General features: G+C 68.6%; 13 protein-coding genes and 1 pseudogene. 9 read left to right on the top strand and 5 right to left on the bottom strand.

What is annotated here, in order from left to right; all coding sequences use genetic code 11:
• A pseudogene (locus GV790_RS07825) lies at positions 1–234 on the bottom strand (hypothetical protein); the annotation flags it as partial.
• Between the two features lie 186 nt (positions 235–420).
• Between GV790_RS07825 and GV790_RS07820 the strand changes: the two are divergent.
• Positions 421–1,107, top strand: coding sequence for a metal-dependent transcriptional regulator (locus GV790_RS07820; protein WP_163811946.1), 687 nt, complete (start codon positions 421–423; stop codon positions 1,105–1,107).
• Positions 1,108–1,110: 3 nt separating this feature from the next.
• Complete coding sequence (gene galE, locus GV790_RS07815; RefSeq protein WP_163811944.1) at positions 1,111–2,091, top strand: UDP-glucose 4-epimerase GalE; 981 nt, start codon at positions 1,111–1,113, stop codon at positions 2,089–2,091.
• A 29-nt stretch (positions 2,092–2,120) separates the two neighbouring features.
• Here the strand turns inward: galE and GV790_RS07810 are convergent, their stop codons facing one another.
• Together GV790_RS07810 and GV790_RS07805 are read right to left on the bottom strand one after the other, a co-directional pair.
• Entirely contained in the window at positions 2,121–3,218 is a 1,098-nt protein-coding gene (locus GV790_RS07810; protein WP_163811942.1) for a DUF4192 domain-containing protein, read from the bottom strand.
• Between the two features lie 662 nt (positions 3,219–3,880).
• Positions 3,881–4,600 carry a sensor domain-containing protein gene (locus GV790_RS07805; protein ID WP_163811940.1) on the bottom strand — a complete coding sequence of 240 codons (720 nt, stop codon included), beginning with the start codon at positions 4,598–4,600 and terminating at the stop codon, positions 3,881–3,883.
• A 259-nt stretch (positions 4,601–4,859) separates the two neighbouring features.
• Between GV790_RS07805 and GV790_RS07800 the strand changes: the two genes are divergently transcribed.
• The 4 genes from GV790_RS07800 to speD all read left to right on the top strand — a co-directional run bounded on the left by GV790_RS07800 (position 4,860) and on the right by speD (position 10,788).
• A complete protein-coding gene (locus GV790_RS07800; protein ID WP_163811938.1) occupies positions 4,860–5,816 on the top strand; it encodes a PAC2 family protein in 957 nt (318 codons plus the stop codon).
• A gap of 42 nt (positions 5,817–5,858) precedes the next feature.
• Positions 5,859–8,357, top strand: a complete 2,499-nt coding sequence (locus GV790_RS07795; RefSeq protein ID WP_163811936.1) for a DEAD/DEAH box helicase — start codon at positions 5,859–5,861, stop codon at positions 8,355–8,357.
• 99 nt (positions 8,358–8,456) lie between these two features.
• Positions 8,457–9,569 (top strand): type III PLP-dependent enzyme, encoded by a 1,113-nt coding sequence (locus tag GV790_RS07790; RefSeq protein WP_163811934.1) that lies wholly within the window; start codon positions 8,457–8,459, stop codon positions 9,567–9,569.
• A gap of 10 nt (positions 9,570–9,579) precedes the next feature.
• A complete protein-coding gene (gene speD / locus GV790_RS07785) occupies positions 9,580–10,788 on the top strand; it encodes an adenosylmethionine decarboxylase (RefSeq protein ID WP_163811931.1) in 1,209 nt (402 codons plus the stop codon).
• Positions 10,789–10,845: 57 nt separating this feature from the next.
• On the opposite strand, the gene GV790_RS07780 is transcribed toward speD, so the two are convergent.
• The gene (locus GV790_RS07780) at positions 10,846–11,754 is read right to left on the bottom strand and encodes a hydrogen peroxide-inducible genes activator (RefSeq protein ID WP_163811929.1); all 909 of its coding nucleotides are present in this window, start codon (positions 11,752–11,754) and stop codon (positions 10,846–10,848) included.
• 130 nt (positions 11,755–11,884) lie between these two features.
• On the opposite strand from GV790_RS07780, the gene GV790_RS07775 reads away from it, so the two are divergent.
• The 3 genes from GV790_RS07775 to GV790_RS07765 all read left to right on the top strand — a co-directional run bounded on the left by GV790_RS07775 (position 11,885) and on the right by GV790_RS07765 (position 13,834).
• On the top strand, positions 11,885–12,472 hold the full coding sequence (locus GV790_RS07775) for a peroxiredoxin (protein ID WP_036538064.1): 588 nt from the start codon (positions 11,885–11,887) through the stop codon (positions 12,470–12,472).
• 9 nt (positions 12,473–12,481) lie between these two features.
• On the top strand, positions 12,482–13,021 hold the full coding sequence (locus GV790_RS07770) for a carboxymuconolactone decarboxylase family protein (RefSeq protein ID WP_138455001.1): 540 nt from the start codon (positions 12,482–12,484) through the stop codon (positions 13,019–13,021).
• Between the two features lie 138 nt (positions 13,022–13,159).
• Entirely contained in the window at positions 13,160–13,834 is a 675-nt protein-coding gene (locus GV790_RS07765; RefSeq protein ID WP_163811927.1) for a PhzF family phenazine biosynthesis protein, read from the top strand.
• 12 nt (positions 13,835–13,846) lie between these two features.
• On the opposite strand, the gene GV790_RS07760 is transcribed toward GV790_RS07765, so the two are convergent.
• On the bottom strand, positions 13,847–14,467 hold the full coding sequence (locus GV790_RS07760) for a DUF5134 domain-containing protein (RefSeq protein ID WP_163811925.1): 621 nt from the start codon (positions 14,465–14,467) through the stop codon (positions 13,847–13,849).
• Positions 14,468–14,505: the final 38 nt, after the last annotated feature.

Below are 14,505 nucleotides of genomic sequence, written 5' to 3'. Positions count from 1 at the left end.
GAATTGCTCGAGCCCGCGGCCGCGGGCACCCCCGAACTGCTGCGCATCCACACCGCCGAGTACATCGACGCCGTCGAGCACGCCGAGGCTGCGCGCCAGCGCCATCGTGTACGCCAGCCGGGCCGGTTTCATCGGATGTTGCGGCGTCCAGGTGTAGTCGAGGAACCGGTCGGTCCACACGACCGTCGCCGGGTCGGCGGGTCCTGGATGCGCGCCGGGCACTGCAGTGGCCATGCTCGCAACGCTAGCGGGAAGCGCAGCGCCCCGTTCGGCGTTCATATGCAGTAGAAATACAAGCATGAGCGAACACGGCGGTATGCCGTGCGCCGACAGGGTTCCCGATACGCGACGCGTGCCGCTGTGGCGTGCGCGAATCGAGACGTCGCGTGGGTAGAATTCGTGCCGACGAAGGGGTAACAGGTGAAGGATCTGGTCGACACCACGGAGATGTACCTCCGTACCATCTACGACCTCGAGGAGGAGGGCGTGGTGCCCCTGCGTGCCCGGATCGCCGAGCGCCTCGAGCAGAGCGGGCCCACGGTCAGCCAGACCGTCGCCCGCATGGAGCGCGACGGGCTGCTCCTGGTGGCCGGTGACCGGCATCTCGAGCTCACCGACAAGGGCCGCAGCATGGCCGTCGCGGTGATGCGCAAGCACCGGCTGGCCGAGCGGCTGCTGGTCGACATCATCGGGCTGGACTGGCAGAACGTGCACGCCGAGGCCTGTCGCTGGGAGCATGTGATGAGCGAGGACGTCGAACGACGCCTCGTCGAGGTGCTCAACCACCCCACCACCTCCCCCTACGGCAACCCGATCCCCGGTCTGGACGAGCTGGGTGTGGCCCCCATCGCGCCGGCCGACGAGAACCTGATCCGGCTCTCGGAGCTGTCGCACGGTCAGACGCACGCGGTCGTGGTCCGCAGGCTCGCCGAGCACATCCAGACCGACCCCGAGGTCATCAACCGGCTGCGTGAGGCCGGCGTGGTGCCCGACGCCAGGGTGACCGTCGAGACCAAGCCCGGCTCGGTGGTGATCACGGTGCCCGGCCACGAGGGGTTCGAGCTGTCGGACGAAATGGCCCACGCCGTCCAGGTGAAGCTGGTCTGACCGGTGAAACTTCTGGTCACCGGCGGTGCCGGTTATGTCGGTGGAGTGTGCGCGCAGGTCCTCATCGAGGACGGTCACGAGGTGGTCGTCCTCGATGATCTGTCCACCGGCAACGCCGACGGCGTGCCCGGCGCCGCGCGGTTCGTCGAGGGCGATATCGCCGAGGCCGGGCCCGATCTGCTCGCGTCCGAAGAATTCGATGGCGTCCTGCATTTCGCGGCTCAGTCGCTGGTGGGCGAGTCGGTGCAGCAGCCGGAGAAATACTGGCACGGCAATGTGGTGAAAACGCTGGAGCTGCTGGAGGCGATGCGCCGCACGAGCACGCAACGACTGGTGTTCTCCTCCACGGCCGCCGTGTACGGCGAGCCCGAGCAGGTGCCGATCACCGAAGACGCCCCGACCAGGCCGACCAATCCCTACGGCGCTTCGAAACTGGCGATCGACCACGCCATCACCTCGTATTCCGTCGCGCACGGCCTCGCGGCCACCAGCCTGCGGTATTTCAACGTCGCGGGCGCCTACGGCGGGCTCGGCGAGAACCGAGTGGTGGAGACCCATCTCATTCCGCTGGTGCTGCAGGTCGCCGCCGGTCACCGCGAATCCATCGCGGTCTTCGGCACCGACTGGCCGACCCCCGACGGCACCGCCGTCAGGGATTACATTCACATCCGCGATCTCGCCGACGCTCATCTGCTCGCTCTCCGGTCGTCCGAGCCCGGCACTCACCGGGTGTTCAATCTCGGTAGCGGCACCGGTTTCTCGGTGCGCGAGGTGATCTCGGCCTGTGAGCGGGTCACCGGGCTGCCCATCGCCGCCAAGGATTCGCCGCGGCGCGCGGGCGATCCGGCCGTGCTCATCGCCTCCAGCGATCGGGCGATCGCCGAACTCGGCTGGCGGCCCGAACACAACGATCTCGACGAGATCGTCACCGACGCCTGGAACTTCCTGCGCGAGCTCGGCCCGCGGGCACACAGCGCGCCATAGCCCGGCTCCCGGGCGCACTCCGCGGCAGATCACCATGATCGGTCGAGGTCGACGCCGAGATCGATGGCTGCCTCGCGGCCGCAGGTGATCAGCCGCTGCAACCGCTGCGGGTCCATTCCCGAACTCAGCGCGGCGTCCAGCAACGCCGCCAGCGAATGCTCGGGGTCGGCGTCCAGCGCCGCCGCGAACGCGATACCGGCGAGGGGCCCGTCACCGCGGGCGTACGCGCAGTAACCGAGCAGGGTGGCGGCTTCGGCGCGGTCGGTGTCGGGCAGGCCGCGCGTCATCATCGCCCACAGCTGTTCGGCGGCATCGGCGTGATCGGTGCCCGCCAGGGCGAACATGGCATCGCGCGCGTGTTTATCCCGCAGTGCCGCAGCTGATTCTGCGATCTCGGCCGCCGACATCCGCACCCCTGATGCCACATTCGCGATCTGCCACAGCAGGTAGTGCGCGGCGCGCCTGCTGTAGCCGACCCGATCGCCACCGCCGGCCGCGTCGACGAAACGCTCATGAGCTCGCGCAAGCGCCGAACCCATTTCCGCACAGACCTGTTCACGCATCGCCGGATCGACCGCCACCGCCGCGATCAGTTCCGAGCGCGACCGGCGGATCTGTTTTCCGTCGAGCACATGGCTCAGCGTGATCGGTGAGGCGGCCGGATCGGGCACCACCCCGCGGCGGTCCGCGCCCAACACGCTCCACCACCCGTAGCCCGGCGCGATCGCCTGCGCCGCCCACGCTCCGCACAGCGGTACCGAACGCAGCTCCAACCGCGCCGCCAACGCCGTGACGACCGAATCGCGCCCGGCTGTCCCCGGCTCGGGTTCGCTTCGGCGGTCATCGATGACGCCGGCCAGCACCCCGACCACACCCTGCTGATCGCAGACCTCGGCCACCGTCGCGGCCAGTGTTCTGGAACCGTCGCCGGCCGGCGACGGGGTGAGGTCGAATCGCGCCACCACATCGATCACAGCGCTGTCCGGATCGCGCGGCGCAGCGCGCAAGACCGCGACCACCAGCGAACGCACCGGCACGAATCCGAGAATCGCCGGAATCCCGGCCAGGAACTCCCCTGGTTCGGCGAGCCTGATCTCCCCCGAGCCGCATATCCACCACGCAGTCATCGGGATGCGCGAAATCGTCGGCGGTATGCCCCGCATCGTTGCGCGGGGGCCCGGAACCGGGTTCTGCGCCCTCGTCGACGACGTCGTCACCGTCGGTGTCCACACCGTCCGCGCAGCTCAGGATCCTCGATTCGGGCCATTCATCGACGGCCCGCGGCGGGCCGGAACATGCGGCCGCGTCGGTGCGGTGTCGCTCTGCCTGCCACGGCTCCGGCGCGGCAGGCCGCGGTGTGCGTGGCGGGTCCAGCCCCTCGGCGACAGAACCGGCCGTCTCGATCCGTCCCGTTGTGCGACCGGTTCTCGGAGCCGGACGCAGCGGTCCGAGTTCCACGGTGCCCTGTGCGTTGACACAGCTGTTGGCCGGTTCGTCGGCCGTCCTGGCTCGGTGACAGACACCGCAGTTTCCCGAACGACCCGCACTGGACGGCGACCTGCGTATTCCGCCGGCCCCGGCTGGGGCGCAGGGCGGCCCGGAATCGCCCGGCGGTGCCGCTGGATGCGCTGTTCGCGTGGTGCGGGCCTGATCACGCCTCGTGGGTTCGGTGGGCGTCGCGGGAGTCGTCATGGGTGCAGCCTGCCCGGGCACCGCTTCATCGACGCGGACACGACCTGGGCTTTCACCCGGCCTGTGGATAACTTCCCCCTGTGGACAACTCCACGTTTCAGCTGGTCGCGACCTTGTTCACGGCGGTATCGAACAACTGCTCCAGCGCTTGCGTATCCGGCTCGGCGGCGCTGAACGACATATAGGTCACCGTTATCCGCACGTCCCCGATCTGGCCGATCAGCGTGTTCATCGACTGGGTGAGTCCGGCTGCGCCGACGTCCGGACGCACCGTGCGCCGCAGCGCCATCGCATCGTCGGCGTCGACCTCCGGCGCCTGCCCGACCTCGGTGATCACCGTGCTCGACGCTCCCGAACGCGACACCCGGATCCGCTCGCACTGCTGCAGCTGATTGCGCAGCCGCAGTAGCGGCGCATCCGTGCGGGTCAGCTCCACGGTCAGGGTGGCGCGGGCCGCATCGTCGGTGCCGACGGCGACGGCGAGACGGTCGGCACCCGGACGGGCCTCGGGTGGCGTGCATTCGGCCGGCTGCACGCTCGCACCGGCTCCGACTCCGTCGAGATCACCGGCGGCCTGTCCCGCGGCCTCGGCGGGCAGCACCACGGCCGGGTATCCGGCCGGGAAGGCCTCGGTCTCGGGGAGCAGGGCCGACAGGGGTGCTTCGAGCTGCCGGGTGACTGCGGTCGGCTCGGCAGGGACCGCCCGGCCGGACATCTCGCCCCCGCAACCGGCGCTCAGCAGCACGGTCACCGCCAGCGCGCCGCCGGCCACCGCGCGGCTCAGCGACGATCTGTGCGTCGAATCCGGCACGCCCACCCGCCCCACTCTGCCAAACTCCACTGGCGGCCCGCCCACGCCACGCCGACCACCCCGGTTGTGCGTGCGTAACGCGGGAATGCTTGTGCCGTCGACGCTGTTGCCTCCACTGAAGGGTCGATGTCCGCCCGCGCGCGAAGCAGTGCATCGCCCATGGGGGACAATGGACTGTGGTACACCAGGCGACGCGGCGACCGGTGCGAGATACTGGCCCGTCGGCGTCGACACGTCGGGTGCGCCGCGCAGGAAGGAGTACGCGATGGACTACGAGTCGCGAATGTACGAACTGGAGTTCCCCGCTCCGCAGCTGTCGTCCGACGACGGTTCGGGTCCGGTCCTGGTGCACGGACTCGAGGGTTTCACCGATGCCGGGCACGCGGTGCGGCTGGCCACCACGCACCTGCGCGAGAGCCTGGAAAGCGAACTGGTCGCCTCGTTCGACGTGGACGAGCTACTCGACTACCGGTCGCGGCGGCCGCTGATGACGTTCAAGTCCGATCACTTCGCCGATTACGCCGAGCCCGAACTGAACCTGTGGGCGCTGCGCGACACCGCGGGCACCCCGTTCCTGCTGCTGTCGGGTCTGGAACCGGACCTGCGCTGGGAGAAGTTCACCACGGCCGTGCGCTTGCTGGCCGAACAGCTCGGTGTGCGCCGCAGCATCGGCCTGAGCGCGATCCCGATGGCCATTCCGCACACCCGCCCACTCGGCATCACCGCGCATTCGTCCAATCGCGATCTGATCGAGGAGAACCAGCGCTGGCCGGGTGAGCTGCAGGTGCCGGGCAGCGCCTCCTCGCTGCTGGAATACCGGATGGCCCAGCACGGGCACGAATCGCTCGGCTTCTCGGTGCATGTGCCGCATTACCTGGCGCAGACGGCCTATCCGGAGGCCGCGCAGACGCTGCTGGAGCACGTCTGCGAGAACGCCGGCCTGGATATTCCGCTGGCCGCGCTCGGTGAGGCCGCAGCGCGGGTGCGTGAGCAGGTCAACGAGCACATCGCGGGTAATTCCGAGGTCGAGACGGTCGTACACGCCCTCGAGCGTCAGTACGACACGTTCGTGTCCGCGCAGGAACGCCAGTCGAGTCTGCTGGTCGGTGACGGTGAACTGCCCAGCGGTGACGAGCTCGGCGCCGAGTTCGAGCGCTTCCTCGCCGAACAGGGCGGATACGACGACAACGGCTCCGGCACCGGCGCGGACGACCCGCGCTGACCTGGATCGGTCCCGGCTCCGGCGGCCCGTAGGGTTGTCGGAGTGGATCTGACCGAACTGCTCGAGATACCGGGAACCGACGCCGACGCGCTGTACGAGTCGTTCGGAACGTGGGCGGCCGAGCAGGGCACGCCGTTGTATCCCGCGCAGGATGAGGCGCTGCTGGAGCTGGCCTCGGAGTCCAACGTCATCCTGGCCACGCCCACCGGCTCGGGGAAGTCGTTGGTCGCGGTGGGCGCGCATCTGTTCGCGCTGACGCGCGGGCAGCGCACCTACTACACCGCGCCGATCAAGGCATTGGTGAGCGAGAAGTTCTTCGCCCTGTGTGAGGTGTTCGGCGCCGAACGCGTCGGCATGGTCACCGGTGACGCAGCGGTCAATCCGGAGGCGCCCATCATCTGCGCCACCGCCGAGATCCTGGCCAATCTGGCCCTACGTGAGGGCGCGCAGGCCGATATCGGCCAGGTGGTGATGGACGAGTTCCATTTCTACGCCGACCCCGATCGCGGCTGGGCCTGGCAGGTGCCGCTGCTGGAGTTGCCGCGAGCGCAGTTCCTGCTCATGTCGGCGACGCTGGGCGAGGTCGATTTCTTCGCTACCGATCTGAGCAGGCGCACCGGCCGCTCCACCGCCGTCGTCGCCGGGACCGAGCGCCCGGTCCCGTTGACGTTCTCCTACGCGCGCACTCCGATCACCGAGACATTGGAGGAGCTGGTCACCACCCATCAGGCGCCGGTCTATGTCGTGCATTTCACCCAGGCCGCCGCCCTCGAGCGGGCACAGGCACTGACCAGCGTGAACTTCGCCAGCCGGGCCGAGAAGGACGCCATTGCCGAGGCTCTGGGCAGCTTCCGTTTCTCCGCCGGATTCGGCAAGACCCTCGCACGGCTGATCCGCCACGGCATCGGAGTGCATCACGCCGGAATGCTGCCCAAATACCGCAGGCTGGTGGAGAAGCTGGCCCAGGACGGATTGCTGAAGGTGGTATGCGGCACCGACACCCTCGGCGTCGGCATCAATGTTCCGATCCGCACCGTGCTGCTGACCGGGCTGACCAAATACGACGGTGTGCGCACCCGCAGGCTCAAGGCTCGCGAGTTCCACCAAATCGCCGGCCGGGCCGGCCGCGCCGGCTACGACACCATGGGCACGGTGGTCGTGCAGGCCCCTGACCACGAGGTCGAGAACACCAGGATGCTGGCCAAGGCCGGTGACGATCCGAAGAAGCTGCGCAAGGTGCAGCGGCGCAAGCCCCCGGAAGGTTTCGTGTCCTGGAGCGAGGAGACCTTCGACCGTTTGGTAGCCGCCCCGCCGGAACCGATGGTGTCGCGCTTCGCGGTGACCAATTCGATGCTGCTCAACGTGATCGCCCGCCCCGGCAACTGCTTCGACGCCATGCGGCATCTGCTCGAAGACAATCACGAACCGCGCCCGGCGCAGCGCAGGCATATTCTGCGCGCGATCCGGTTGTATCGCGCGCTGCGTGATGCCGGTGTGGTGCAACAGCTTTCCGAGCCCGATGGCCAGGGCCGCATGGCGCGGCTGACGGTGGATCTGCAACGCGATTTCGCGCTCGATCAGCCGCTGTCGCCGTTCGCGCTGGCCGCGTTCGAGCTGCTCGATGAGCAATCTCCCACCTACACCCTCGATGTGATCTCACTCATCGAGTCGACGCTGGAGGATCCGCGTCAGCTGCTGATGGCGCAGCAGCACAAGGCCAGGGGCGAGGCGGTCGCGGAGATGAAGGCCGACGGCATCGACTACGACGAACGGATGGAGCTGCTCGAAGAGGTCACCTGGCCCAAGCCGCTGGCCGAGCTGATCGAACCCGCCTTCGAGACCTACCGGGCGGGGCACCCGTGGGTCTCGGAGTTCGCGCCGTCACCGAAGTCGGTGGTGCGCGAGATGGTGGAACGGTCGATGACCTTCGCCGAGCTCATCTCGCACTACGAGCTCGCCCGCTCCGAAGGGGTGGTGCTGCGCTACCTGGCCGACGCGTATCGCGCGCTGCGCCGCACCGTGCCCGAGGCCGCGCGAACCGAGGAACTCGACGACATCACCGAGTGGCTGGGTGAGCTGATCCGGCAGGTGGATTCGAGTCTGCTCGACGAATGGGAACAGCTCACCAACCCCGGCGCGGAGACCGACGCCGAGCAGCTGGCCTTCGGCGCGGAGACCGTCCGGCCGATCTCGGCCAATGAACGCGCCTTCCGCGTTCTGGTCCGCAATGCCATGTTCCGGCGGGTGGAGTTGGCGGCCCTGCGCAACTGGCAGGCGCTGGCGGACCTCGGCACCGGACCGGACTGGGAGACCGAGCTCGCGCCCTATTTCGCCGAGTACGACACCATCGGCACCGGCCCCGACGCGCGAGGGCCGCAGATGTTCCGGGTCGAGACCCGCCCGGGCTTCTGGCAGGCACGCCAGACTCTCGACGATCCGGCCGGCGATCATGGCTGGGCGATCGTGGGTGTGGTCGATCTGGCCGAGTCCGACGCGGCCGGTGAAGTGGTATTCGACGAGGTCACGGTGGTCGCGGGATGACCGGGCACCGATCACCGGAACTGAAGGTTTGACGGATTCGATTCCGGGTAGGCGCCGCTGATACTGTTCTGCTCCGCTGCCCGACCGAAAGATCCACCGATGCCCGAATCCCCGTACCTGCTCGTCGACCCCGAGCGCGTGCGCGAGAACTACCGCGCCCTCGACGCCGCCCTGCTCCGGGCCGGTCGCAGGGCCCGGATCCGCTTCGCCGTCAAGGCCTGCCCGGTGCCGCAGGTGGTGCGGGTCCTCGACGCCGAGGGCGCCCAGTTCGACGTCGCCAGCGTCGGCGAGATCCGGATGTGCCTGGATCTCGGTGTCGACCCGGGACGGCTCTATTACGGCAATCCGATCAAGAAGGCCGCCGACATCGCCCGCGCGTACGCACTCGGGGTGCGTGGCTTCGCCTTCGACACCGAGGACGATCTGCTGCGGATCGCCGAGCACGCGCCCGGCGGTGCGGTCGAATGCCGGTTCCTGGCGGCCGCACCGCAATCGCAGACCCCGTTCGGCACCAAGTTCGGCTGCGCTCCCGGCGAGGCGCTGCGGCTGCTGGTGCGCGCCCGTGATCTCGGTCTGACCGTCGCGGGCCCCTACTTCCATGTGGGCTCCCAGCAGCTCGACCCGAACGCCTGGCGGATCGGCATCGAGCAGGCGGCGCGGATCGTCGACGCGTTGTCCGACAAGGACATTGCGGTGTCGACGGTGAACATCGGTGGCGGCCTGCCGGTCTCCTATGCCGAATCCGCGCCCGGTATCGAACAGATCGCCCCGGTGACGGCCGGCGCGGCGGTGGAGCTGCTGCCCGAGACGGCCGAACTGGTGGTGGAGCCGGGCCGTGCGCTGGTGGCCACGGCGGGCGTGGTGCACGCCGAAGTGATCGCGGTGCGGACCGCACCGGACGGACGGCGCTGGGTCTATCTCGACATCGGCCGTTACAACGGCCTGGCCGAGACCGAAAACGAGTACATCGCTTACCGTTTCGTCACCGAACGCGATGGCGATCCGGTGGACGAGGCCGTCGTCGCGGGACCGACCTGCGACGGCGACGATGTACTGTATCAACGCACGCGGGTCCTTCTGCCGACCACGTTGCGAGCCGGGGATCGGGTACAGATTCTCGATACCGGCGCCTATACCGCGAGTTATTCGTCGGTGTCCTTCAATGGTTTCCCGCCCTTGACCGTGCATGTCGTGGGCGCTGAGGGAGAGTGAGTGTGTGTCCATGACGGCGGAGTTCACCGGTTGGCATGTGCTGGCCGAGTTCGGCGGGGTCGATGCGGATCTGTGCAACGACCTGGAACGACTCGACCAGGCCCTGCGCCGGTCGCTGGTCGGTGCCGGCGTCACCATCTGCGATGTGGTGCGTAAACAATTCACCCCGCAGGGCGTGACGGTGCTCGCATTGCTGTCGGAATCGCACGCCTCGATCCACACCTACCCCGAATCCGGTGACATCTTCGTCGACGTGTTCACCTGCGGCAGCATCGGTGACGGCGCCGAGAAGACGGTGGAATTGCTGCGGGACGCCTTGTCGCCCAAGGAAGTTCGCATGTCGACCGTGCGCAGGGGACGCGCCGGGCAGCGGGTCGAGGAACCCATGGGCCCGGGCCTGACCCGGATCTGGGATCTGTCGGATGTCCTGGTGGACACCAGGACCGAGTTCCAGCATCTGCTCATCGCGCGCACCGAACAGGGCATCAGCCTGTTCTCCGACAACGACCGCCAATCCACCGAGTTCTCCCAGATCACCTATCACGAGGCGATGATGGTGCCGGCGTTCGTGCTGGCCGAGAAGCTCGACAATGTGCTCATCATCGGATCCGGCGAGGGCGTGGCGAGTCAGATGTCGGTGGCCGCAGGGGCCACCCGGGTCGACCACGTCGACATCGACCGCGAGGCCGTGCAGTTGTGCGCCGAACATCTGCCCTACGGCTACACCGCCGACGAATTGGCCGCCGCGGTCGAAGGTTCGGGCCCGGTGCGGGTGCATTACGCCGATGGCTGGGACTTCCTCGCCGACGCCACCGCCGCGGGCGTGCGCTACGACGTCATCGTCATCGACCTGCCCGACGAGCGCGTCGAAGACGCCCAGCACAACCGGCTCTACGAGACCGAATTCCTGCAGCGATGTCGCGCCCTGCTGGCTCCCGGCGGCGTGCTGAGCGCCCAGGCCGGCTGCGCGACCATGTGGCGCAACGACACCCTCAAACGCTCCTGGCAGCGTTTCCACGACAACTTCGGCACCGTCGTGCACTACGGCAGCGATGAGCACGAATGGTCGTTCCTGTTCGGCCTGGTCGACCCGATCGCCGATCCGGTACCCGGCATGCTCGACCGGCTCAGCACGCTCCCCTACCGACCCTCCACCATCGACGCGCGCGCCCTGACGCGCGGGGCGATCGAACCGTACGCGCTGCGCGCGGTGAACTGAGATCGAGACCGGCCCTCCCCCAGGCGAAACCGGCACCGAGGGGGAGGGCGGCGCCGATCACGCCGGGCGCTGGGTGCGGATGATCTCGGCGATATAGGCGTAGTCGTCGGCGCGCGCGGTGGATGCGCGGTAGACCATGCCAAGGGTCCGGCCGGGCGCCGGAGCGGCGAAACGCGCCGTCGCCAGCGTGCCGCGCGCGGTTTCGGCCGCCACTGCCATCTCCGGAATCAGCGTGATGCCGAGCCCACCGGCCACACACTGCACCACCGTCGTCAGCGACGCGGCGCGCGTGTCACCCACCGTGGCGGGGTGGGCGTCGGCCGAGCGGCACAGCTCCAGGGTTTGATCGCGCAGGCAGTGACCTTCGTCCAGCAGCAGCATCGGCAGCGCGTCCAAGGCGGCCGGCTGGATGTCGGTACGCCCGGCCAGTTCGTGTTCGCGGGGCAGGACCAGCACGAACTCCTCGGTGTACAGCGGGATCTCGATCAGGCCAGAGGCCTCGGCGGGCAACGCGAGCACCGCGACATCGAGGACACCGGTGCGCAGGCCCTCGAGCAGCCGGGCGGTCTGATCCTCGACCACCTGCGGCACCAGCGCGGGCAGCTTGCGCCGCAGCGCGGGCAGCAACGACGGCAGAATGTAGGGGGCGGCGGTCGGGATGATGCCCATGCGCAGCGTGCCGCCGAGCCCGTCACCGGTCGCCGAGGCGAGGAACCGGTCGGCCGCCTCCAGTGTCGCCATCGCCTGTGGCAGCAACCGCATTCCGGCGGCGGTCACCAGCACGCGCCGGGTGCTGCGCTCGATCAGCTGCAATCCGAGCCCGTGTTCGAGCGCGGCCAGCGCCTGCGATAACGTGGGCTGGCTCACATTGAGCCGGGCCGCAGCCGTGCCGAAGTGCCGATACTCGGCGATCGCGACGAACGCACGCAGCTGCGACAGGGTTGGCTGATAAGTCTGATCAGTCACGCCTATCAGTGTAGTGCGACTTATCACCTTTACCTTTCACCGGTTGTTGGGCAAGATCACAGATGAGCTTTTTCGCACCGCCGGCTGGTCGCTCGACCCGCCGGCTACCGACATGAAAGAGGAGATGAGCATGGCCCTGCTGACCATCGGCGACCAGTTCCCGGCGTACAACCTCACCGCGGTGATCGGCGGTGACCTGTCGAAGGTCGACGCTCAGCAGCCAGACGACTACTTCACTCAGATCACCAGCGACGACCACGCGGGCAAGTGGCGGATCGTGTTCTTCTGGCCGAAGGACTTCACCTTCGTCTGCCCCACCGAGATCGCCGCGTTCGGCAAGCTCAACGACGAATTCGCCGACCGCGACGCGCAGGTGCTGGGCGTGTCCGTCGACAACGAGTTCGTGCACTTCCAGTGGCGGGCCCAGCACGAGGACCTGAAGACCCTGCCGTTCCCGATGCTGTCGGATCTCAAGCGTGAGCTGGCCACCGCCACCGGCGTTCTCAACGCCGACGGCGTCGCCGACCGCGCCACCTTCATCGTCGACCCGAACAACGAGATCCAGTTCGTCTCGGTCACCGCCGGTTCCGTCGGCCGCAATGTCGACGAGGTGCTGCGCGTGCTCGACGCGCTGCAGTCCGATGAGCTGTGCGCCTGCAACTGGAAGAAGGGCGACCCGACCATCAACGCCGGCGAGCTGCTGGCCGCGAGCGTCTGAGGTAGCACCATGAGCATCGATAATCTGAAGAACTCGCTACCCGAGTACGCCAAGGATCTCAAGCTCAACCTGTCCTCGATCGCGCGCACCACCGTGCTGAACGAGCAGCAGCTGTGGGGCACCCTGCTGGCCACCGCCGCCGCCACCCGCTCGGCCACCACGCTGCGCGAGATCGCCGAAGAGGCCGCGGACACCCTGTCGGCGGAGGCGTACAACGCCGCGCTCGGCGCCGCCTCCATCATGGGCATGAACAATGTGTTCTACCGCGGTAAGGCATTCCTCGGCGGCAAGTACGACGACCTGCGGGCCGGCCTGCGCATGCAGATCATCGGCTCCCCCGGCGTCGACAAGGCCGACTTCGAGCTGTGGTCGTTCGCCGTGTCCTCGATCAACGGCTGCCAGCACTGCCTGGAGGCCCACGAGCACACCCTGCGCGAGGAGGGCGTGTCCCGCGAGGTGATCTTCGAGGCGCTGCGGGCGGCCGCGATCGTGGCCGGTGTCGGCCAGGCCGTGCAGACCACCGAGGCGCTGGCCACGGCCGCGGTCTGATCCGTACCCCGCCGTTTCGATGGCCCCGGCCCGTGTGGCCGGGGCCATCGTCGTGGAGTCATGTTTGCCGGACATTTGCTGTGATGTGCGACATTCACCCCCTTACGGCCGCGACTGCGCCGAGTACGCTCGGCTGACATGGGCACACAGGCTGAAGTGTTGCGGGTATTCACCGATACGACGGGGCGATTCGGCAACCTGCTGGGTGTCGTCCGGGCCACCGAGGTCGCGGAGCCGCAGCGGCAGGCCGTCGCGGCCCGCCTCGGCTACAGCGAAACGGTGTTCGTGGAGGACCCCGTCGCCGAGATCGCCAAGGTCCGGATCTACACCCCCGCCGTGGAACTGCCCTTCGCGGGGCACCCCTCCGTCGGCACCGGCTGGTGGCTGGCCGAGCACGGCATGCCGGTGCACACTCTCGATGTTCCGGCCGGACCGGTGCCGGTGGAACTGACCGACGGCCTGGTGTGGATCAGGGCGCGCGGCACCTGGGCGCCCGCGTTCACCTTCCATCAGCTCGATCGGCCGGATGAGCTCGCCGCACTCGACCCCGCCGACTTCTCCGACGGTTCGCACTACCTGTGGGCCTGGACCGATGAGCATCGCGGTTCGGTGCGCTCGCGGATGTTCGCGCCGGCCATGGGGATCGCCGAGGACGAGGCCACCGGCGCCGCCGCGGTCGCGCTGACGGCGTTGCTGCGGCGCGGCCTGAAGATCACCCAGGGACAGGGATCGCAGATCTTCACCGAATGGGACTCCGACGGCTGGGTGCGCCTGGGCGGGCGCGTCGTCGCCGATTCTTTCGTGGATCTGTAGCCGCCGTCCGCGTCAGGCCGCCACGGCGGCGATCAACATGTACGCGGTCCCGAGGTCCATCACGAGGTGCGGCACCAGTGCGGCGGGCCGCGCGCCGGCATGGTCGAGCCAGGGCAGTTGCCGTCCGGTGGCCGCGCAGCCGATCAGTACGGCCGCGTCCGCCGCGAACAGCAGCGCCAACGCGATCACCGGCGCGGGCGCGGGCCCGCCGGCGTGGCCGCTCGCGGTATGGCCGGACATGGCGTACAGCATCACCGCCGCGGCGGCGACGTGGGAGCCGAGTGCCCCCGCCCGTGCCACCGGCAGCGGCCGGCCCTCGACCTGCCACTCCACCATTCGAACCGTGAGCAACATCGCGAACGCCACCGTCATCGAGATCAGCACGCCACGCATGGCGGGCCCGTGCGCGTGCACCGGGAACACCAGCATCGCGAGCATGACCGCGCACATGATCAGATGCGCCGCGTCCGATTCCCGGTGATGCGCGTCGGGTGGGCTCGTCGATGCCGGCGCCCCGGCCGCCTGCACCGGCATGGGAGCCAGCACTCGCATGAGCACCACACCTGCCGCGAGCACGAACGCGCCGACCACGATCCACCGCAGCGCCGCGTATTCGAGCACGAATTCCGCCACCCCGCACCGCCTTTCGCCGCAGCGACCGTGGATACCGT

The organism is Nocardia cyriacigeorgica (genome assembly GCF_010858045.1).
GTDB lineage: Bacteria > Actinomycetota > Actinomycetes > Mycobacteriales > Mycobacteriaceae > Nocardia > Nocardia cyriacigeorgica_E.
This window is presented reverse-complemented; position numbering and strand designations above follow the sequence as displayed.